Annotated in this window: 16 protein-coding genes; 4 read left to right on the top strand and 12 right to left on the bottom strand. The window is 42.0% G+C overall.

Annotated features, from left to right (window positions below):
* Window position 1 precedes the first annotated feature (1 nt).
* The 8 genes from QZ995_RS12960 to gpr form a co-directional block, all read right to left on the bottom strand.
* The gene (locus QZ995_RS12960; protein ID WP_301807528.1) at window positions 2–880 is read right to left on the bottom strand and encodes an ABC transporter permease; all 879 of its coding nucleotides are present in this window, start codon (window positions 878–880) and stop codon (window positions 2–4) included.
* A 33-nt stretch (window positions 881–913) separates the two neighbouring features.
* Entirely contained in the window at window positions 914–1,918 is a 1,005-nt protein-coding gene (locus QZ995_RS12955; RefSeq protein ID WP_301807417.1) for an ABC transporter permease, read from the bottom strand.
* A gap of 114 nt (window positions 1,919–2,032) precedes the next feature.
* Complete coding sequence (locus QZ995_RS12950) at window positions 2,033–3,667, bottom strand: ABC transporter substrate-binding protein (protein WP_301807416.1); 1,635 nt, start codon at window positions 3,665–3,667, stop codon at window positions 2,033–2,035.
* Between the two features lie 181 nt (window positions 3,668–3,848).
* The gene (locus QZ995_RS12945; RefSeq protein ID WP_301807414.1) at window positions 3,849–4,817 is read right to left on the bottom strand and encodes an ABC transporter ATP-binding protein; all 969 of its coding nucleotides are present in this window, start codon (window positions 4,815–4,817) and stop codon (window positions 3,849–3,851) included.
* Between the two features lie 18 nt (window positions 4,818–4,835).
* A complete protein-coding gene (locus QZ995_RS12940; RefSeq protein ID WP_301807412.1) occupies window positions 4,836–5,807 on the bottom strand; it encodes an ABC transporter ATP-binding protein in 972 nt (323 codons plus the stop codon).
* Window positions 5,808–6,061: 254 nt separating this feature from the next.
* Window positions 6,062–6,367, bottom strand: coding sequence for a DUF3679 domain-containing protein (locus QZ995_RS12935; protein WP_064018373.1), 306 nt, complete (start codon window positions 6,365–6,367; stop codon window positions 6,062–6,064).
* Between the two features lie 8 nt (window positions 6,368–6,375).
* Entirely contained in the window at window positions 6,376–7,566 is a 1,191-nt protein-coding gene (spoIIP, locus tag QZ995_RS12930; RefSeq protein WP_301807526.1) for a stage II sporulation protein P, read from the bottom strand.
* A 147-nt stretch (window positions 7,567–7,713) separates the two neighbouring features.
* Window positions 7,714–8,817: a GPR endopeptidase gene (gpr, locus tag QZ995_RS12925; protein WP_301807410.1), complete on the bottom strand. Its 1,104-nt coding sequence runs from the start codon at window positions 8,815–8,817 to the stop codon at window positions 7,714–7,716.
* Between the two features lie 244 nt (window positions 8,818–9,061).
* On the opposite strand from gpr, the gene rpsT reads away from it, so the two are divergent.
* Window positions 9,062–9,337, top strand: coding sequence for a 30S ribosomal protein S20 (rpsT, locus tag QZ995_RS12920; RefSeq protein ID WP_003338252.1), 276 nt, complete (start codon window positions 9,062–9,064; stop codon window positions 9,335–9,337).
* Between the two features lie 491 nt (window positions 9,338–9,828).
* On the opposite strand, the gene holA is transcribed toward rpsT, so the two are convergent.
* From holA to QZ995_RS12900, 4 genes are all read right to left on the bottom strand, one after another.
* Window positions 9,829–10,872, bottom strand: a complete 1,044-nt coding sequence (holA, locus tag QZ995_RS12915) for a DNA polymerase III subunit delta (protein ID WP_301807406.1) — start codon at window positions 10,870–10,872, stop codon at window positions 9,829–9,831.
* A 501-nt stretch (window positions 10,873–11,373) separates the two neighbouring features.
* Window positions 11,374–12,648, bottom strand: a complete 1,275-nt coding sequence (locus tag QZ995_RS12910) for an anti-sigma factor family protein (protein ID WP_301807404.1) — start codon at window positions 12,646–12,648, stop codon at window positions 11,374–11,376.
* Window positions 12,645–13,193, bottom strand: coding sequence for an RNA polymerase sigma factor (locus tag QZ995_RS12905; RefSeq protein WP_003338255.1), 549 nt, complete (start codon window positions 13,191–13,193; stop codon window positions 12,645–12,647). The genes QZ995_RS12910 and QZ995_RS12905 overlap by 4 nt, the downstream gene beginning before the upstream one ends.
* 69 nt (window positions 13,194–13,262) lie before the next feature.
* The gene (locus QZ995_RS12900) at window positions 13,263–15,683 is read right to left on the bottom strand and encodes a DNA internalization-related competence protein ComEC/Rec2 (protein WP_301807401.1); all 2,421 of its coding nucleotides are present in this window, start codon (window positions 15,681–15,683) and stop codon (window positions 13,263–13,265) included.
* A gap of 155 nt (window positions 15,684–15,838) precedes the next feature.
* On the opposite strand from QZ995_RS12900, the gene QZ995_RS12895 reads away from it, so the two are divergent.
* The 3 genes from QZ995_RS12895 (at window position 15,839) to QZ995_RS12885 (ending at window position 19,380) form a co-directional block, all read left to right on the top strand.
* Window positions 15,839–16,270 carry a deoxycytidylate deaminase gene (locus tag QZ995_RS12895; RefSeq protein WP_301807399.1) on the top strand — a complete coding sequence of 144 codons (432 nt, stop codon included), beginning with the start codon at window positions 15,839–15,841 and terminating at the stop codon, window positions 16,268–16,270.
* 268 nt (window positions 16,271–16,538) lie between these two features.
* Window positions 16,539–18,464: an asparagine synthase (glutamine-hydrolyzing) gene (gene asnB, locus QZ995_RS12890; RefSeq protein WP_301807396.1), complete on the top strand. Its 1,926-nt coding sequence runs from the start codon at window positions 16,539–16,541 to the stop codon at window positions 18,462–18,464.
* Between the two features lie 103 nt (window positions 18,465–18,567).
* On the top strand, window positions 18,568–19,380 hold the full coding sequence (locus QZ995_RS12885; RefSeq protein WP_301807394.1) for a ComEA family DNA-binding protein: 813 nt from the start codon (window positions 18,568–18,570) through the stop codon (window positions 19,378–19,380).
* Window positions 19,381–19,613 lie beyond the last annotated feature (233 nt).

Genomic DNA, 19,613 nt, shown 5'->3' with positions numbered 1-19,613 from the left:
TCTAATTCTTCATCCGCGGATCTAAGGCATCTCTTAGTCCATCACCTATCAGATTAAATCCAAGGACGGTCAGCACAATGGACAGACCTGGAAAAATAACCGTCCAAGGTGCCTGCTGGATGTATTCACGAGAGTCAGCTAGCATTTTCCCCCATTCGGGTTGCGGTGGTTGTGCGCCAAGTCCTAGGAATCCGAGTGCAGCCGCTTCCAAGATAGCGGTTGCGATCCCTAAGGTCCCCGTCACAATAATAGGAGCAATGCTATTTGGCAATATGTGCTGTGAAATAATCCGGGCATCTTTCATTCCAATAGCCCTGGCAGCCATAATAAATTCCTCTTCTTTTAAACTAAGCACCTTCGAACGCACTAATCGCCCATAAGTAGGCACATTGATAATCGCAATAGCCATTAGTGCATTCTGCAGAGAAGGACCTAGAATGGCAACGATTGCAATAGCTAGCAAAATGCTAGGGAAGGCTAAAATGATATCAAATGTACGAGAAATAAGCATGTCAATCCATCTTCCATAATAGCCAGCAATCAGTCCAAGCAGCGTCCCTATGATAATAGAGCCTATAACCGAAAATGTCCCTACCCATAAAGAGATTTGCGCCCCATATACTACGCGGGTATAGACGTCCCGACCATTATAATCAGTTCCAAACCAATGTTTTGCAGAAGGAGGCATGTTTCTCTCTTTTAAAGCACCCTCATCAAAAGGATGCGTAGTAATAACAGGAGCAAGAATCGCAACAAGAATAAAGAAGAGGATGATCCCAAATCCTAACAAAGCCATTTTATTCTTCCGTAGCGTTCGCCAGGCATCTTGCCAAGGAGACGTTGTTTTTTCAACCTGCTCTTTAGAAGAGACAGCTTGCATCTCTGGAGTTACTTGTGCCACTGTTGACCCCCCTTAACGATATTTAATACGTGGATCCACATAGGCATAGAGTAAATCCACAATTAAGTTGATCAATACGAAAAGAAAGGCAATCACAAGAATGCCGGATTGGATAACTGGGTAGTCACGGTTACCAATCGCTGTATAAATGTAACGCCCGATCCCCGGCCAGCCAAAAATAGTCTCGGTAAGAATAGCTCCGCCTAAAAGCATTCCTAACTGTAAGCCAATCACTGTCAAAATCGGAATTAAGGCATTTTTTAGCGCGTGCTTGTACACCACGAAAAACTGAGCCAGTCCTTTGGCACGGGCCGTACGAATGTAATCAGAACGCATCACTTCCAGCATGCTTGAACGCGTAATTCGTGCAAAGATGGCCATTGGAATGGTTCCTAGTGCAATGCCTGGTAAGATAAGGTGCAAGATCACATCCTTGAATTGATCCCATCTCCCACTAATGATCGTATCGAGCAGGTAGAAATGGGTAATCGCTTCTACAGCATCACGCGGATTATCCCGCCCTACTGAAGGTAACCATTTTAATTCCTGTGCAAAATACCACTGTTCCATTAGCCCTAGCCAAAAAACGGGCATAGAAACACCAATCAAAGCAATGAGCATGCATACATAATCAAACCAAGAATTTTGTTTCCAAGCAGAAATGATTCCAGCATTAATCCCTACAACAAGCGCAAACAACAAGCTGACAATAGCTAACTCCGTAGTAGCAGATAAATAAGGAACGATCTCCTTGGCAATAGCTGCTTTGGTATGAAGTGATACACCTAAATTACCTGTCATTACATCTTTGAGATAAGAAAAATATTGAATGTACCATGGATGATTTAATCCTAGTTGTTCCCGGAGCTCTTCAACGGCACTCGGACTAGCCTTCTCTCCTAAAATCGTTAAGGCTGGGTCCCCGGGGATGGCGTGAATAATGGAAAACACGATAATAGACATGCCCAAAAATACAGGGATCAGCATGAGCAATCGTCGTATAGTGTAAGCTAGCAAATACCGTCTCCTCGCTTTCCTTGCTTGTTTATTCATAAACGATAGCGGATAAATGAATGGTAAAAGAAAAGGGTAAGAGGAAAGCTCAGCTCCTACCCTTTTACATATGAAAACCTATTCAATATCCACCTCTTCTAAGCTTTCACTACCTTTTGGATGTGGCACATAGCCCTTAACGGTCGCTTTCGCTGCGATTGGAGGTGTCGAATGCACCAATGGGATGAGAATTGCTTGATCAAAGATGATTTGTTGAATCTCATTGTAAATTGCAGCACGTTTTGCAACATCTACCTCAGATTGCGCCTTCACCAGCAGGTCAGTAACCTTCTCATCTTTGTAGAAGGAACGGTTACTGCCACCTATGTTATTTTTATTAAAGTGGTTGTTTAGGAAGTTATCGGGGTCACCATTATCTCCAGTCCAGCCAAGGAGATAAAGCTCCTGTTCCCCTTTTCTGGTTTTATCCAAATAAGTCGCCCAATCCATGGAAACGATCTCAGCATCAATACCAATTTTCTTAAAGTCCTGTTGTATTGCTTCAGCCATTTTTTGACCATTAATAATGTATGGACGTGGTACTGGCATTGCCCAGAATTTCACTTTGAAACCATTTGGATAACCTGCCTCAGTCAGTAACTGCTTTGCTTTTTCTAGGTTATAGTCGCGATCCTTAATTTGATCATTATGACTCCAAATAGAGGGGGGCAACGGATTAGTAGCAGGCTGGGCAAAACCGCTGTAGAAAGCTTCAATCATACCTTGCTTATCTATGGCATGCCCCATTGCTTGGCGTACCTTCACATTGTCTAAAGGTTTTTTCTCAATGTTAAAACCAAGCCAGCCAGCATTCATAGAAGGACGGATAAATAACTGCAGATCTTTATTTTCCTTCACAGGTTTCGCATCATCAGGATTTAAACCGTCCATAATGTCTATCTCACCAGATGTAAGCGCTGTTAAACGAGCGGAGTTGTCTGGAATCACCTTAAAAATAACTTTGTCTAACTTAGGAAGACCTTTTTGCCAATAATCTGGATTTTTTATAATCGTAATACTATCATTTCGATTCCATTTCTCAAATTTGAATGGACCAGTTCCAACAGGCTTCTCATTAAATTCCTTAGTCCCCTTCTTCACAGCATCTGGCGAAGCGATAGCAAACGGGAACATACCCAGATTCTGCATAAGAGGTGCCAGAGGGCGATTTAATGTAAGGACGATCGTGTACTCATCTTTCACATCTACAGAAGCGATGACATGGTCCTTGTCACCTTTATAGCCGCCAAACATGTCATTGTAATATTCATAGCCTTCTTTATCGTGGTATGGATTGCTTTTATCCATCCAACGCTCAAAGTTAAATTTAACAGCCTCTGCATTAAAAGGTGTACCATCATGGAAGGTAACGCCTTTTCGCAAATAGAAGGTGTATTTCTTACCATCTGGAGTAATATCCCACTTTTCAGCAAGTCCTGGTATCACCTCTGTATTGTCTTTTTTGTATTTTACTAGTGTTTCCATAATGTTTTCTGTAACCCGCGCCGACTCTCCATCCGTAATCGTGATTGGGTCAAGGCCTACAGAATCTCCACCGCGCCCCACAATTAGGGTTTTTCCGCCTTTTTTGGTTTCTGCTGTCTTTGTTTCTCCTTGTTTGGCGGGTTCGTTTACATTGCCTCCACAGCCAGTCAAAGCTGCAGAAAAAGCCATTATTCCGCAAAGAGCTGCTGCCAGCTTCCTTTTCTTCATATTTTAATCCCCCTTGTTTTCTATTTTCATGAACAGAAAGCAACGTATAGCCAGCGCTTCCTTGCTTCATGCATTCTTGATGTTTTCAGCCTGTAACAAATCACTTAAAAAAGAGGTTTTGTCAAAACAGTACGTTCTTTTTATAAAAATATGCCCATTTATTTTCGTAAAATTTTGAATATTAACTATATAAGTGACAGGCTACCAAATGATTTTCTCTCGATTCAAGCATCTCAGGACGTTTTTCTCTGCATACATCCATCACATGAGGACATCGCGTATGAAATGTACATCCTGCCGGCGGATTAGCTGGGCTTGGTAAATCACCCTTCAAAATAATCCTTTCCTGCTTTTTATCAGGATCTGCTACAGGTACGGCTGACAGCAATGCTTTTGTATACGGGTGCAGAGGGTTAGCATACAGCTCGTCTTTATCCGCAAGCTCTGCAATGCGGCCCAAATACATAACACCTACACGATCACTAATGTGCCGAACCACACTTAGATCATGAGCAATGAATAAATACGTCAGGTTAAATTCTTTTTGCAAATCCTGCATGAGATTAAGCACCTGTGATTGAACAGATACATCCAAGGCGGATACTGGCTCGTCAGCCACAATTAATTTGGGATTTAAAATCAGTGCACGAGCAATTCCGATTCGCTGACGCTGTCCTCCGCTAAATTGATGAGGATAACGTCCCGCATGATAGCTAGATAGTCCGACTACCTCTAGTAATTCATGAACACGCTGACTCCGTTCTTTGGAGGAATTGATCCCATGAACAATCAGAGGCTCTTCTAAAATTTTTCCGACTGTATGGCGCGGATTTAAAGACGCAAACGGGTCCTGAAAAATAATCTGCATATCCTTACGAATCTCCCGTACTTCCTCTCTTTTCATCCGGGCCACATTTTTTCCTTCAAACAGCACTTCACCACTTGTTGGTTCTATTAATCGGAGTATGGACCTACCTGTTGTAGACTTGCCACAACCGCTTTCTCCCACCAATCCTAAGGTCTCCCCCCTCTTAACGCGAAAAGAGACATCATCAACCGCTTTTACTGCGCCGATTTCCTTGGCAAAAACTCCCCCCGTGATAGGGAAGTATTTTTTCAAACGATTCACTGCTAATAAATCCTCCACCAATCTGCCTCCCTTCAGATGTTATTGTTCATGTAGAAAACAACGAGCCCGATGTCCTGTGCCCACTTGCACTAGCTGCGGCATCGTTATCCGGCATTTGTCTGTCACATATTCACAACGCGGTGCAAATCGACAGCCTTCTTTAATAGTTCCTGGCAGTGGAACATTGCCTGGGATGGAGTAAAGCCGCTCCTTCTTTTCTTCTAAGTGTGGAATGGATTGGAGTAAGCCTTGCGTATATGGATGTTTGGGATTCTTCAGAATATTCCTGACATCCCCTTCTTCCACCACATTTCCGCTATACATCACAACCACTCTGTGGCACATTTCTGCCACCACCCCTAGATCGTGGGTGATCAACATGATAGCGGTCCCCATATCCTCATTTAGACTGCGCATCAAGTCAAGTATTTGGGCTTGAATGGTAACATCAAGAGCTGTAGTTGGCTCATCTGCAATCAATAATTGCGGACTACAGGCCATCGCCATCGCAATCATGACACGCTGACGCATTCCGCCAGATAATTGATGTGGATACTCATGAATAATTTCCTCAGCACGCGGAATGCCCACACAATGTAGCATCTCAACGGCACGCTTTGTTGCTTCTTTTTTAGAAGCTTTTTTGTGCAGGATAACAGCTTCTCTAATCTGGTCACCAATTTTGTAAACGGGATTCAGAGAAGTCATTGGCTCCTGAAAAATCATTGCGATTTCGTTCCCTCGAATCTCTCGCATTCGCTTTTCGCTGGCAGTTAGCAGGTTTTCTCCCTTAAACAAAATGTTGCCGCCCACAATTTTCCCTGGAGGATTAGGTACTAATCGCATGACAGATAGTGACGTAACGCTCTTGCCACATCCTGACTCACCTACAATGCCTAACACTTCACCTTTGTTGATAGATAAATTAACTCGATCAACGGCCGGAACTCGTCCACGATCAGTAAAAAAATGGGTCTCTAGATTCTCAATGTGCAAAATCTTTTGCGTCAAAGGGACCGCACCTCTCTATACCATTGTTCTTATGGGTTATTTTTTGATAACTTAGATAATTATTGCATTTATTTATAAAACTAGCAACATTAAAATAATATAGTATGAATAAAAATTAATTTTGTATAAATAAACCAGTTATTTTTTTCCACAAAAACCTGTACTCCAGCTAAAAAGGCAACTTGCGAACACTTCAGCACAAATTGCCTTTCCCAATCTACCTAATTTATTCTTACCTTGTTTCATTACTGGCTTTATGGTTCAAAAAATCCAGAAATCCAATTTACTGTAGCTTCCGTCCCTTTTTTAATCCATCTTCCTACCGATTCCCCGGCTTCACTCACATAATTAACGACACGTTTTGGCTCTGTTCTTACTTGTTTCCCCATAACCGCTATCTCTACCTGATTATTATCAACCTTGGTAATAGCAAAGGTCTGGGATTGTTCACGTAAACTTCCGTCCACTTTATTGATACCCCGTTCAGCGGTTTGCATGCCCAGTACAATGCCAATTAACAAAAGAATCACCATACCGATAAATCGTATCGTATGCGCCATCCAAGCTCTCACTCCTTACTCTTACTACTCTTTGGTGTTTGCTCCTTGTTCACTTTCTCTGCTTTTTGGTAATACTCCGCAAAAACATCAGCAAATGCTTCTGCTGTATTGTAAGATTCCTCAAGCGTATTGTTGATTCCACCAAATTCTAGTAATAGACTACCCGGAGAGATAGACTGGTTATACTCGGCATTTCCCTCATGAGCACCTTTTGCGATTACACCACGAGATAGTCCCGGGTATTTTTTCTCTACCAAAGCGTTCAATTCTTTGGCCATCCGTTCATTTTGCATGAAATTACGATTGCGTGTTCCGATGACAAATAGGATGCGGGCATATGTTTTTCCGTTTATAGTGATTGCCGTTTTACTACGGGGCACATCACCATCGCGATGGATATCAAAATAATACTGTAAAGCAGGATTTTTTTGAGCGGCAGCTTTGACAGCTTTATATGACTCGGCATATGCCATCGGATATGTCTTTTTCTGGTCGATTAATTGCTGAATGAAATCATTTTCACTTACAATGTTATTTACCCCTTTTTCTTGCAAAAGCTTTCCGAATCGTTTGCCAACGAGCTGAATATTTTTTGTTGGATGATCAACTGACGTCCCTACAGTAGGTGCTACATGCGTCCATGATTCCCGATTATGTGTATTGTAAATAAAAACACGCTTCTCCCCAGCTATGCTAGAAGGACTTGGCGTCTTCGTTTCATCCTTTTCGACTTGTCCCGGCTGTATTATGTCCCTTACTTTTGTATTTTCTTCTCTATTCATATCCTGAACGACTGCATTCGGTGCGGCAGATTCCACGTACAAATCCACTAGCTCTAATCCTTGACCTGGCACAATAATTCGAGCATCATCGTAGGTAAGCAAGCCCGGCAGTTCTCTGCCTAACAGACTGCGTAAATCACCAGGATAAATACCGGTAATGAGTTGAAAGAAGAAGCTTTGCATCGTGGAGCTCTCAGGCTCTCCCTGCGCTTGAACAATCCGATGCAAGCTAGGGATTTCCATGCCCATCGCATCTAGAAACGTAATACTTGACACGTTGGAAGCAGCTCGTTGAATGCTGCTAGAGTAGAGAAAATCCTGATGATTGGGGTTTACAAGCAAAAGACTCACAAGCAAAAATAACAGAGCTGTGCCGGCAGAGAGCGCAAAAAAATAGCGTTGTAATAGGGTGATCATTTTCATTTCTCCTCCTCTGACGCTTCTTTTGCATATGCTTTATAGTATGCATGTCATAGAGTAGATAGAACGATCACCCTAGTAAAATAACGCTTCGATTTTTGAGGTTTTTTATTGATTGTTTATGGCGAAGCAGTCTACTTTTCTTTAATGTGTATAGGCACTCACATTCTCCTCAGAGACGGCTCTATGCAACGCTTGGTTAAGTCCTGTAGCTACTATATTAGAAATCCCCTCCATAAAATCGTCTATTTCCTTAGGTGTCACTACTAGCTCTTGCCCTAGCGGACGCAGGACCTCATGAATTAACTGTCGCTTTTCATCCTCAGATAGCTGCCCTACTAATCCCATGAAGGTTCCCCTTTTTTCCATATCAGGCAAGTCTTCCTCTGTGTAAGGTTCTTTACGCTCCGGCATATCCGAAGCAGTGAGTCGATTAAATGCTCGATTTTGCTCCTGCATCGACTGATTAAAATGACCTAATAAATAAGTAATCGCATCATTTACAATGGTAGAAGCAAATACCACCGTTGGAACCCCTATAGAGATGACAGGAACTCCTAATGTGGCTTGGTCAATAGATTTACGCTTATTTCCTACCCCCGAACCTGGATGGATACCCGAATCAGCAATCTGAATCGTTGTATTGACACGATGTAGGGCTCGGGATGCAAGGGCATCAATCGCAATTACAAAGTCCGGCTTGCTCTTTTCTACCACGCCAAACACAATTTCACTAGTCTCAATACCCGTAATCCCTAATACACCGGGAGAGAGTGCGCTAACCTCACGATATCCCTCCTGAACTGATTCAGGTGCTAGTTCAAATAAATGACGTGTCACCAATAAATTTTCAACAACTTGAGGGCCTAGTGCATCAGGCGTTACATTCCAATTTCCAAGACCAATAACCAACGCCTTTTTGTCCTCTGTTAATCCGAGTTCCTGCAAAAATCTAGCAAATTCCCGGGCAAATCGCTTGGTTACTATCCCTTCCAGCTCTGAATCGTTATCTCTGAGCTTTGGCACCTCAATTGTCACATAATTTCCCGGGAGCTTTCCGATTTGTTTACCTGCCTCCTCATTCTCAACCTGTACTCTGGTAACGGTAATACCCGGCTCAGAGTTATCTGTTGCTAGGAAAACCCCTGGAATATCGCTTTGATTCTGTTCACGAGCTGCCTCATGTGCTTCTACTGCCAGATCAGTGCGGATTGTATACTTAGCTAGATCAATGTTATGTACATCCATTCTATTCGCCTCCAAGTAGAGAAAAATAACCGTGCGACAAGCTAATTTGGCTCATTTCTCTTTCCTTCCGATTAAGAACCAGATTATCATGTGTTCTGTTCTTATTTCTTAATACTAGGTTGCTTGCTTCTGTCATTTTTATTCGCAAAATCATTCCTTGCAAATGCACCAAACGCATGCTAGAATACTATTTGTTGCATTTCTTTTGCTATGGTCTTTTCTATTGTTTTAAGGAGGTGAAAGTATGCCAAACATTAAATCCGCTATCAAACGTACAAAGACGATCGAAAAACGCCGTGCTCAACGCGCTTCTCAAAAATCTGATCTTCGTACAACAATCAAGAACTTTGAAAAAGCAGTTCTTGCTTCTGACGTGGAATTAGCTAAAACAACCCTTCTTGCAGCTGTTAAGAAAATTGACAAGGCTGCTACGAAAGGTCTTATTCATAAAAACGCAGCTAATCGTCAAAAATCTCGCCTGATGAAAAAACTTAACGTTCTTACTGCTCCTGTAGCATAATTCGTTTTGACAGGCCAAAAAACCCCGCAACCTTAGGTTTGCAGGGTTTTTTATTTTAGAGCTAAGCATGCCCCCTTCTGTCATGTTGCATTTGATGATCGAACCACGTCCGCATAGCATACAACGCAAGCTCCATTAGCATAGGAAATTTTGTTTTGTTTGCCTTACTGATAATTCCCCATTACCCTACCTCCTTCAGTTAGCGGCTTCCAGCAAATGGATTGCCAGGCCGAAATCATAATTCACAACTAGCAAGGATTTTATTCTCCAATGCGACACATCTAACATCACGGACATTTTACCAATCTTCCCTTTCTCATCTCCTGAAAACTTACGTAATCTTGCTGTAGTCCAGGCATAATAAAAAAGCCCTACATCGAGTGTCTGCACCCTGTAGAGCTATCTTATTTTCTGCTGACATAAAGCACTGTACCTGTCATTACGATTTGCTAATAGACGAGTCCCTCATGCCTGGAAAAGCTGTCTAGTCTTTATCGTTGCAACTCTTGTCCTACTTTCGCAATAAATACCTCCAGAGCTAATCTCTTGTGGGTCTGCCCTGATTTCATCCGGTAATCCTCTTCTGCAAGGATTCCTAGCAGCCGGCGTAAACTAGCCTCCGAAAAATGTCTTGCTTGCTCCAGCGCCTTTTTAACCGCATACGGATGCATTTTTAGCATACCAGCTAGCTGTTGCTGCGTATAGCCTAGTGGAGCACGCGTCTTCACATGGTATATCAATCTAAACTGTCTCGCTAATAACGCCATCAACTTAATCGGCTCTTCTCCCATTTTCAAGCAATCATACAGAGTGCGAAACGCATCTGTTACCCTTCCAGTAACAACGGCTTCAACAAGAAAAAAGACATCCTGCTCTAACGTTCGTGAGGCCAAAAGCTCAATTGTCTCACGAGTGATTTCTCCCGTTTGATTATCACTTTTCTTTACATAGAGCGCCATTTTTTCGATCTCTTTAACTAATAACCGTAATTCTGAACCAACACGCTCTGCCAGCAACATAGCATTTTCTCGTTCAATCAGTGCGCCAAAGCGTTGTGCAGTCCGTTCAATCCATCCATATAAATCGGCATCCTGCAATGTTTGAAATCCTAGAACAACAGCGCGTTGTTGCAATTGCTTTGTTAACTTTTTCCGTTCATCCAGCTTATCGGCATGTACATCCAACACGAGAGAACTGCTTGGAGTCGGGTCCTTTAAGTAATCCAGAAGAACATCTGTGTTATGCTCGATTTTACTTGGTGGTTTTGCCCCGGTTAAAAAATAGGCATTACTGGCAATTACCAAACGATAGTCGGACAAAAACGGCAAGGTGTTGGCTTCTACTAACATATCTTCTAAAGGTGTCTGAGCACAATCGTACATTCCTATATTTAAATCAGCGTATGTCGGGTCAATCATTTCTTTACGAAGCAAGGTCATAAATTCCTCTTTTAGATACGTCTCCGGCCCATAAAGTACATAAACCGGAGCAAATCGCTTCTGTTTAATCTCCCGCATCGCCGTGCGTAACGGCATTCCGATCTCTCCTTTGTTACTCGCTATTTCTTCTATTTTTTCCTTACTTTAATTATAACACGCTTAGGCTTGCACGCAAAAAAACCACGACCTCTTCAGCCATGGTTTAACCAAGCAACATTCGCTTTTATGTAAACGCTAGAGAGAAAACCCCGGATGTTTTCTCTCTATACGGGAAGCAGGGGGTGCTTGATACTTTATCTTACGCAAAACGCACTTTTTGGTGTCAGTCTTCTGCAAAATTTGGCGTTCGTCCTATCTGCGCATGATGAGTCAGCCTAAGATCCAGGAAGGAAGCCTATGCTATCCCCAAGCTTCGAAATACTTATCGTTCATTAATGAAAAACAGCCTATTGTTATAATTGAGGGTTGTTTTTTTAGCCCGTTCTCTTTCACCCAATGGCCCCTGAATGCAAGAATATACTCTGCTCTTTTTTTATTAGCATTCTTGAAACGGTGCCTCCTGATTTCCAGTAGCTGCTGGCTATTGATTCCCAATCATTATTTCTGCCAATTCCAGCCATTTTGTGGATTGGTCCACTCTTCTAGGTGCTTTTCTGTGTCTTTTCGTTGCTTTTCCTGCTGCTTCTCCCATTCCTTCATCTGTTTTTCCCATTCTTTTTGTAGTTCTTTTTGCTTCTTCTCTAATTCTTTTTGCTTATCTTTAGCTTGCTGCTCCGCTCTTTGCTTTTTTTCTTCTTCTCGTTTTTTCTGTTCCTTCAGCGCCCGCTCAATGGCATTTTGAATAACCTTCTCTAAATCCTTCTGATTTTTGACATTTTGCAGATCAGGATGCTCCTGCAAAAATTCCTGCACTTCTTTAGACGCTTCCTCCCATGCTTGAACCTTGCCCTCTTGATCCAGCTTATTGTAGTTGTCCACCTGATCAGGAATCAAGGAGAAAAGTGCTCCTTCTGATATCGACTGCTCATGGGCAGATGCTTGTTTGCCAGAAGCCGAAGTGTGATTATCCTTTATTTTAGGAGAAATAGCAATCTCGTGCTGTGTTTGATTTTCATCCGTTTGGTTGCCATCCTTCAAACGACCATCCGTCTGTGCCATTGCTACACTAGTTTCAGTATCAGACTTACTATCGCTAGGTCCGCTCTGGTGGTGATCCGGTTTGTTCTCTTTTTGCTTTTGCTCTCCTTTTAATTCAGTCGAGGTGTCATTTTGTGGAACAACTGGCACCTCTTTTGAAGCCTCTTGCGAACTTTGGCCCTTCTCATTGTCAGATGTTTTTTTATCAGTAGGTGTAGATTTAGGTTTTTCTGTTTTTCGTGTTTCCTTAACGGTCGGGTCACCTGCTGAATTTTTTGATACGTCCTCTTGTACATGACCAGAAGCTCCATTCGTAAGAGCAATTGGTTCATTTTTGTCCTTATTGGCCATAACAAAAATTCCCAGCAGCAAACAAGCTGCCGCAACACCGCTTCCTACCTTAGCCACCCACAATGGCAACCGGCGTTTTTTCCCTACTGATTTGTCTTCTGTCTGTTTTAACTCTAGACGAGGTAGTTCCGTCTGTGTAACAGCCGCTGGTTCAGGGGTTTCTCGGGACTGCTCCAATTGAGGTAAGAGCGCATCAACAATACTAAACGGTGGTGTAACTCTTGGCAGATTTGCCAATCCATCAGATACCTTTTTTAAACGTTCGTACTGGAGCATATACTCTGGATTTTCAGCTAACTTAGCTTGTAAAATTCGTTTTTCTTCCTCAGATAAATCATCGTCCAAATCTCTTTGCATCCATTCATGAATGTCATCCTGCGTCATCCTCTTATCCCCCCCTTCTCATATTCCTGCAGCAGTGTCTGCAATTGATGTCTAGCCCTAAACAGATAAGATTTTACCGTATTGAGCGGTACGTCCAAGGTATCAGCAATTTCTTGATAGGAAAAATCCTGCAAATAGCGAAGCACAACAACTACTCGATAATGCTCCGGTAATTTGGCAATTGCTCGATGAACATCCTCTGACATGCTATGCAACAAAATCGTATCTTCAACATTTTGTTTGTCTTGTAGCGTCAGTTCATATTCATCGATAGATAATGTCTCCTTTTTTGCCCGAAAGCGATCCATGCAAATGTTGCTGACAATACGTTGAACCCATGTGGTAAATTTGGCTTTTTCCTGAAAGGTGCCAATTTTTCTAAAGACGCGTAATAAAGCTTCCTGGGCTACATCCATTGCATCGTGTTCATTACCTGTAATATAGAAAGCGCTCCGATACACGGTGTTTTCAATGGAGCGAAGCAGTTCCACCAAAGCTTCTTGATCTCCTGCCTGCGCCTTTTTGATCAGGTCAGCTTCAATCATTAGCGCTCTCTCCTTCCTTTCAGACGTAGGCAACTTCATGAAAGTTGCAAACATAATCCATCATTGTAATTATTCTGGTTGTAATGTAGGAGTAACTTTGTATCCATTTTCATTAATTGTAACAGTAATCGCTCCATGGTGATCCGTGCGATAAATCTGTGTATTCCGTTGTTTAAAACGCTCTATTACTTGCTCAGATGGATGATGGTATCGATTGTTAGTTCCTACTGAAATCAATGAGACACTAGGAGTAACAGCATGTAAGAATTCCTCACTACTAGAAGTCTTGCTCCCGTGATGCCCTACCTTTAAAAGATCAATAGGAGGTAATGCATAGCGCCGTAACAATTCTTGTTCTCCCGATTCTTCCAAATCGCCTGTTAACAATATGTTTACACCGTATGCAGACAAGAGCAGCACAACAGAAGCATTATTTTCAGAGCTCCCTTGTGTCCTTTTAGGATCCGGGGATAGCCAAGTCCACGTAACCTGCGGATTATCCTGCCAGGTATAGCCTGAATATCCGGTATGCACTTTGATTTGTTCACTATGTAAAGCTTGAAACCATTCTGCCTCAGCCTTAGGTTGTCTACCATTGGTAAGGACACGATCCACCTTCAGAGCAGGCAACAGTGCTTTTACCCCTCCTACATGATCATGGTCCCCGTGTGTCAGCACAAGACAGTTGATGCGTTCCACTCCTTTAGAGCGCAAATAAGGCACTACAACATCCTTTCCGACTTCAAATGGATTTCTACGTTTTTGCCAAGGCTCTCTTTCAAAGAAGACCGTTCCTCCTGTATCTATTACATATACAAAAGAATCGTCTATCTCAACTATTATAGAGTCTCCTTGCCCCACGTCAATAATGGTAATTTCTACCTCGCCCTTTTTTCCCCATGGATCGCGAGCAATCATCACCAATAAAATGAGGATAAAGGTCGCCATGAAAAGGTCCTTTTTACGGTGATAGCCTAAATGCCACATTGCCCAAAACCCTACCAAAAAACCTATATATAGTACGTGCCACCACCAAACAGGATGTGCCCAATGCCTCAATGGAAATTTTGTTTGGTGGAGAAATGAAAGAAAGGAATGAACAAAGGTTAAAAGATAATCAGCTACAACAGAAGGTATGTAAGTTAATGCAATATGAATATGAGAAAAAAGTAGCAGGATGTAGCCAAGCGGCAAAATAATATATGAATAGACAGGCACCAATAATAGATTAACCAGCCATGAAATCGGTGAAAACAAATGAAAATAATGAATAAGAAAGGGAAATGAAATTAGTTGCGAAACCAGTGTGACTGCTAGAGTAGAAACCAACCATTTAGGCATGGGCCATTCCAATTGGACTAGCAACGGTACAAAGACTAATAATCCCATCGTAATAAAAAAAGATAATTGAAATCCTAGATGAAATAATTGATACGGATCGTAGATTAACATAATAAGCCCTGTGGCACCAAGTATTTCTAGACCCTGCGCAGATTTTTCCCGAGATCGTGCTAACAACCCAAGAATCCCCATACAGCCTGATCGTACGGCTGATACACCCATACCCACTAGCCCTACATACACCAAAATAAATAGTATCCCTATCACATAAGAAATCTTTGTAGGAACACCAATCTTTTGTACAATCCATAGAAAGCCGCTAGACACGATTGTGATATGTAAGCCGGAAATGGCAAGCACATGAATAAATCCTAAATCAGCATAAACTGTTTGAAGATCAGCTCCTACCTCTGATTGCAGACCTAATAGAAGCGATTTGAAAAACCCGATGTTTTCAGGCCCCAAGTTTAGCTTTTCTAATTGTCTGGATTCCGCTTTTTGCCATCTAGTAAAAATGGCCCGCCAATCCCCTTCTCCCTCCTCAACCTCTATATCCGTAACATCTATATCAACTATTACTGCTACTTTTTGATACCGAAGATAGGATCTGTAGTCGAAAGCATGCGGATTACGAGCTGCACCTGGGAGCTTTATTGTAGCATGTGCCTGAAAGGAATTACCCGAATGCCAGCCTTCTATAGTATTAATTTGTTCCTCATGCTGTAGCTTAAGACGAATAAGAACTCTCTCATTTAAATCTGTCGTCTGGGATGCGGTGTTCATTCTCTGTTTACTGTTCACGTTGTTAATTCGTGCATAGAACCTCACCAAATCCCCATCTCGCTCTACAGGAGAATCAATTTTTCCCTGTAGGAAAACAAGCTCCTCTCCCTCTGCATAATGCACTAAATCAGAAACATAGCGACTATCGTACCAGCTAAAATAGCATGCACCGGCAAGGAGAGAACCCATTAAGAGCAAGCTCCATTTCCTCGCCCTGCCCTTCAACCCAATCGCGGCCAATATTAATAGAACAAATCCGCTCCATAAATAAAAAGAAGGTGAAAAGAGCTTGAGCCTACCCAAATTACTAAGCCCAATCCCGGCAATCCAACATAGTGATGTCAGAAAAAAATGATAGGCTGCCACCCGTTCTCCACCTTTCTCTCTATTCCTCAATCCATTATAGGAGCAAGAATATGGACAAAAATAATAGAGAAAGCGAAGAGGGTTATAGTATAATAAAGCAAAATTATAATACATAGTAGTAAGAACAGTGTTCGGTGTCAAAGGAGAGAAGCAACATGGCGAGAAAAAGTTGGGATGAATATTTCCTAGATATTGCCGACCAGGTATCCACCCGTTCTACCTGCCCCCGCCTTCATGTGGGTAGCGTAATTGTGAAGGATAAACATATTATTGCAACGGGCTACAATGGCTCCATCCATGGTCACGATCATTGTGATGATGGAGGCTGTTTAATTAATGAAGCTGGACGTTGTGTACGAACAGTGCATGCCGAAGTGAATAGTGTTTTACACGCAGATCGAGACAGTCTAAAGGGAGCTACGGCCTACGTTACACACGAACCTTGTGAAAATTGCGCTAAGACACTCGCTCAATCAGGGATTTCACGGATCGTGTACCGTAATGCCTATCCAAATAAATGGAATGAGCATTTCCTAAAAGGTATAGAGGTCGTTCACATACCTTTTTCGGATGTAAGGAACAACTAACTAAAATACGCTGTCGACATGGGTTCTCTTTCGCACAAGAGGACCTCTTATTTGTTTATAATAAGATGCAAAGGGTTACCTGAATCGGGCAAGAGAGCTGTCTTGTAGACGAGGCGAAAAAACATTTTACGTTAATCGTTTACATTTTGTTGTCCACTCGCCCTGCTTTAATCGAGTCAACTGCCGCATTGCGCTTGCTTGGAATCCATGTTAGATTAAGATAGTGTATTTTCAGGGGACCACCCTGTGAGAGGAAGAGTCTAAGAGAATGTGTGGAATTGTTTCGTTCTTCAATAAGCATCAAGCACCTGCACAACTAGAAACGATAAAAGCAATGACCGACGTGATTTTGCACCGCGGTCCTGACGACGATGGTTTCCATGTAGAAGATAATATTGCATTAGGCTTCCGCCGTCTTAGCATCATTGACGTTGCTGGCGGTCATCAGCCTTTGTTTAATGAAACAAAAGATATCTGGATTATCGGTAACGGGGAAGTTTATAACTACAAAGAACTACAGACATGGTTAAAGGAACAGGGTCACGTGTTCCAGACCGATTCAGATATTGAGACCATTCTTCACTTGTATGAAGAGGTTGGCTTTGATGCACCGAAAAAACTTCGCGGTATGTTTGGTTTCACTATTTATGATAGCCGTAAACGCCTACTGTTTGGAGCACGCGATCATTTTGGAATTAAACCGCTCTACTATACGGAAACGGCCGATTCAATTGCTGTAGCTAGTGAAATTAAGAGCTTGCTTGAACTGCCAGGCGTGCCTCGAGCAGTCAATCAACAAGGCTTTTATCATTATCTAACCTTTCAATATGTCCCTGACCCTGAGACAATGTATGAAGGAATATATCGCATCCCTCCAGGTCATTTCTTTGTCATTCAGGATGATAAGCTGACAATTGAACAATATTGGGATGTTCACTTTGAACCGGATGAAAGTAAGCCATTCTCATATTTTGTAGAAGGTACCCGCTCTATTTTGCTAGATTCCGTAGATAAACACAGAGTTAGTGAGGTTTCCCGCGGAGCATTTTTATCCAGTGGTGTAGACTCCAGCAGCATCGTAGGGATGTTACGTAAGTTTGAACCAGTTAAAACCTTTTCAATTGGCTCTGATATCCCGGGATACAGCGAACTCGATTACGCGCGCCGTACAGCAGAATATCTAGGTACAGAGCATCACGAAGTCACCATGAATGCAGAGCGTTATCTGCAGGAATTGCCTCGTCTCATCTGGCATCAGGACGAACCAGTAGCAGATCCATCAGCTATTCTCCTATATTTCGTAGCAGAAATGGCTAGCGAGCACGTTACGGTTGTTCTATCTGGTGAAGGGGCAGATGAATTCTTTGGCGGATATAACATATATCGTGAGCCACACTCCCTTCGGATGTTTAAGCATATGCCAGGTTGGATGAAATCCTCCATGCGCAGTGTTGCTGAACATTTGCCAGATAGCATGAAAGGGAAAAACTTCTTGATTCGCGGCTCTAAAACAGTTGAGGAGCGTTTCTTTGGAAATGCCATGATCTTCAGTGAAGAGATCAAGGAAAAAGTAGTGATGGAGAATATTAAACATGCTGGTCATTACAAATCTCCATTCGATATCACGCAACAAATTTATCAGCGAGTCCAAGGCTATGATGATGTAACCAAAATGCAGTATTTGGATATCCATACTTGGCTTCGCGGCAACATTTTGATGAAAGCTGACAAAATGACCATGGCAAACTCTCTGGAGTTACGTGTACCGTTCATTGATCCAAAGGTATTTGAATTCGCAGCAACTATTCCGACCAAATACAAGATTGCGGAAGGTACAACCAAGCATGTTTTAAGGGAAGCTATGAAGGAATTTTTGCCTCCTGAAATCAAGACTCGTCCAAAGCTTGGCTTCCCAGTTCCAACCCGTCATTGGTTGAAGAATGAATTCTACAAATGGGCGAAAGAATTGATTTTTGAAGCGAAAGTAGATCATTTAATTAATAAAGCTTATGTGTTGTACATGCTTGATGAGCATAAGGAAGGTCACGGTGATTATAGCCGTAAGATCTGGACCATTTTAATCTTTATGCTATGGCATCAGATATTTATCGAGCAGAAGTATTCCTTCCAGCCTTATGTAAGTCCTGCTGTTCAAATTCGCAAGCAAAATAACGCTTCAAGCATAGCAAGATAGTAATTACCTGAAAACCTTTCAATCTAAGTGATTGAAAGGTTTTTTTGCACTCCCCTCTATCTTTTTATACGATATTTTTAAAGATCTGATGGAGGGATAAATAATGGTTATGGAATTGTGGGATCGTTATCGAAAATGGATTTTTGTGAGTGCTGCTCTTTTATTTATTGGACTTAGCTTCTGGATATACCCCGCCGCTGAATCCACCACTATGTCCGGACTTACTCCTGTTGCCTTCGCTGAAAAGGAAAGCACTGCTACGACCGAATTGCAAACAACTAAGCTTGCAGAATTCGAACAAAAAAATTCTACTGTGAACACTAATACAGGCTCACATAAAAATGATGATTCTAAAGAAAAGACCCTTTCTGATACTAGATCTTCTGTATCCATAGATTCCCCCCTTGCTAAAGATGAGCCAATCAGCAATATGAATCATTCCTTTTATATTGATGTAAAGGGGGCTGTCACACATCCGGGCTTATATTCTTTTGACTCAAATGAACGAGTCATGCATGTGATTCAGAAAGCCGGTGGTTTCTTAGCACAGGCTGATCAAAAGCGAGTTAATTTGGCACAAAAGCTAACGGATGGAATGGTTTTATATGTTCCTACCCTGCAAGAGTCAGCTACTTCTTTTCCTAACCAGTTTACTAATTCATTCCTTCACCCCAGCTTGCCAATTCAAAGCAGTTTGCCACCTTCTTCACCCCAAGCTTCTGCTACTAAAATCAATATTAAAACCGCTACATTGGAGCAACTTATGAAATTACCGGGAATCGGGAAAACACGAGCAGAGGATATAATGGCCTATCGCGATAAGAAGGGTTTCACTAAATTAGAAGATTTGATGAAAATTTCGGGTATAGGTAAGAAGACCTTTGAAAAAATAAAAAAGATTGCAACCTGTGAATAAATTGAACCCAAATATTTAGATATGTGAATTAGACGGGACGAGGCTCAAAAAGAAATAGCACTGGGAGTATAACAAAGAATTTTTCCAAGCAGTTTGATTATGAAGGAAAATTTATCAGCTTCGTAAGCTTATTGCCCCGGGGAATAAAGATATTTTTGTTATTTTATTGGGTAAGTTTGTTCCGAAAATAAAAACGTTACTCTTCCAAAAAAACATGAACCCCTCCTTTAACA

It is taken from the genome of Brevibacillus laterosporus, assembly GCF_030489605.1.
GTDB classification, from domain to species: Bacteria; Bacillota; Bacilli; order Brevibacillales; family Brevibacillaceae; genus Brevibacillus_B; species Brevibacillus_B laterosporus_E.
Note: the sequence above shows the minus strand (reverse complement) of the source record. Positions and strands in the feature narration are given on the sequence as shown.

Bases quoted from the DNA above. Each gene is read 5' to 3' on its own strand.
- QZ995_RS12960 (WP_301807528.1), bottom strand. From the start codon at position 880: ATGCAAGCTGTCTCTTCTAAAGAGCAGGTTGAAAAAACAACGTCTCCT.
- QZ995_RS12950 (WP_301807416.1), bottom strand. From the start codon at position 3,667: ATGAAGAAAAGGAAGCTGGCAGCAGCTCTTTGCGGAATAATGGCTTTT.
- QZ995_RS12935 (WP_064018373.1), bottom strand. From the start codon at position 6,367: ATGGCGCATACGATACGATTTATCGGTATGGTGATTCTTTTGTTAATT.
- spoIIP (WP_301807526.1), bottom strand. From the start codon at position 7,566: ATGATCACCCTATTACAACGCTATTTTTTTGCGCTCTCTGCCGGCACA.
- gpr (WP_301807410.1), bottom strand. From the start codon at position 8,817: ATGGATGTACATAACATTGATCTAGCTAAGTATACAATCCGCACTGAT.
- rpsT (WP_003338252.1), top strand. From the start codon at position 9,062: ATGCCAAACATTAAATCCGCTATCAAACGTACAAAGACGATCGAAAAA.
- holA (WP_301807406.1), bottom strand. From the start codon at position 10,872: ATGCCGTTACGCACGGCGATGCGGGAGATTAAACAGAAGCGATTTGCT.
- QZ995_RS12910 (WP_301807404.1), bottom strand. From the start codon at position 12,648: ATGACGCAGGATGACATTCATGAATGGATGCAAAGAGATTTGGACGAT.
- QZ995_RS12905 (WP_003338255.1), bottom strand. From the start codon at position 13,193: ATGATTGAAGCTGACCTGATCAAAAAGGCGCAGGCAGGAGATCAAGAA.
- QZ995_RS12895 (WP_301807399.1), top strand. From the start codon at position 15,839: ATGGCGAGAAAAAGTTGGGATGAATATTTCCTAGATATTGCCGACCAG.
- asnB (WP_301807396.1), top strand. From the start codon at position 16,539: ATGTGTGGAATTGTTTCGTTCTTCAATAAGCATCAAGCACCTGCACAA.
- QZ995_RS12885 (WP_301807394.1), top strand. From the start codon at position 18,568: ATGGTTATGGAATTGTGGGATCGTTATCGAAAATGGATTTTTGTGAGT.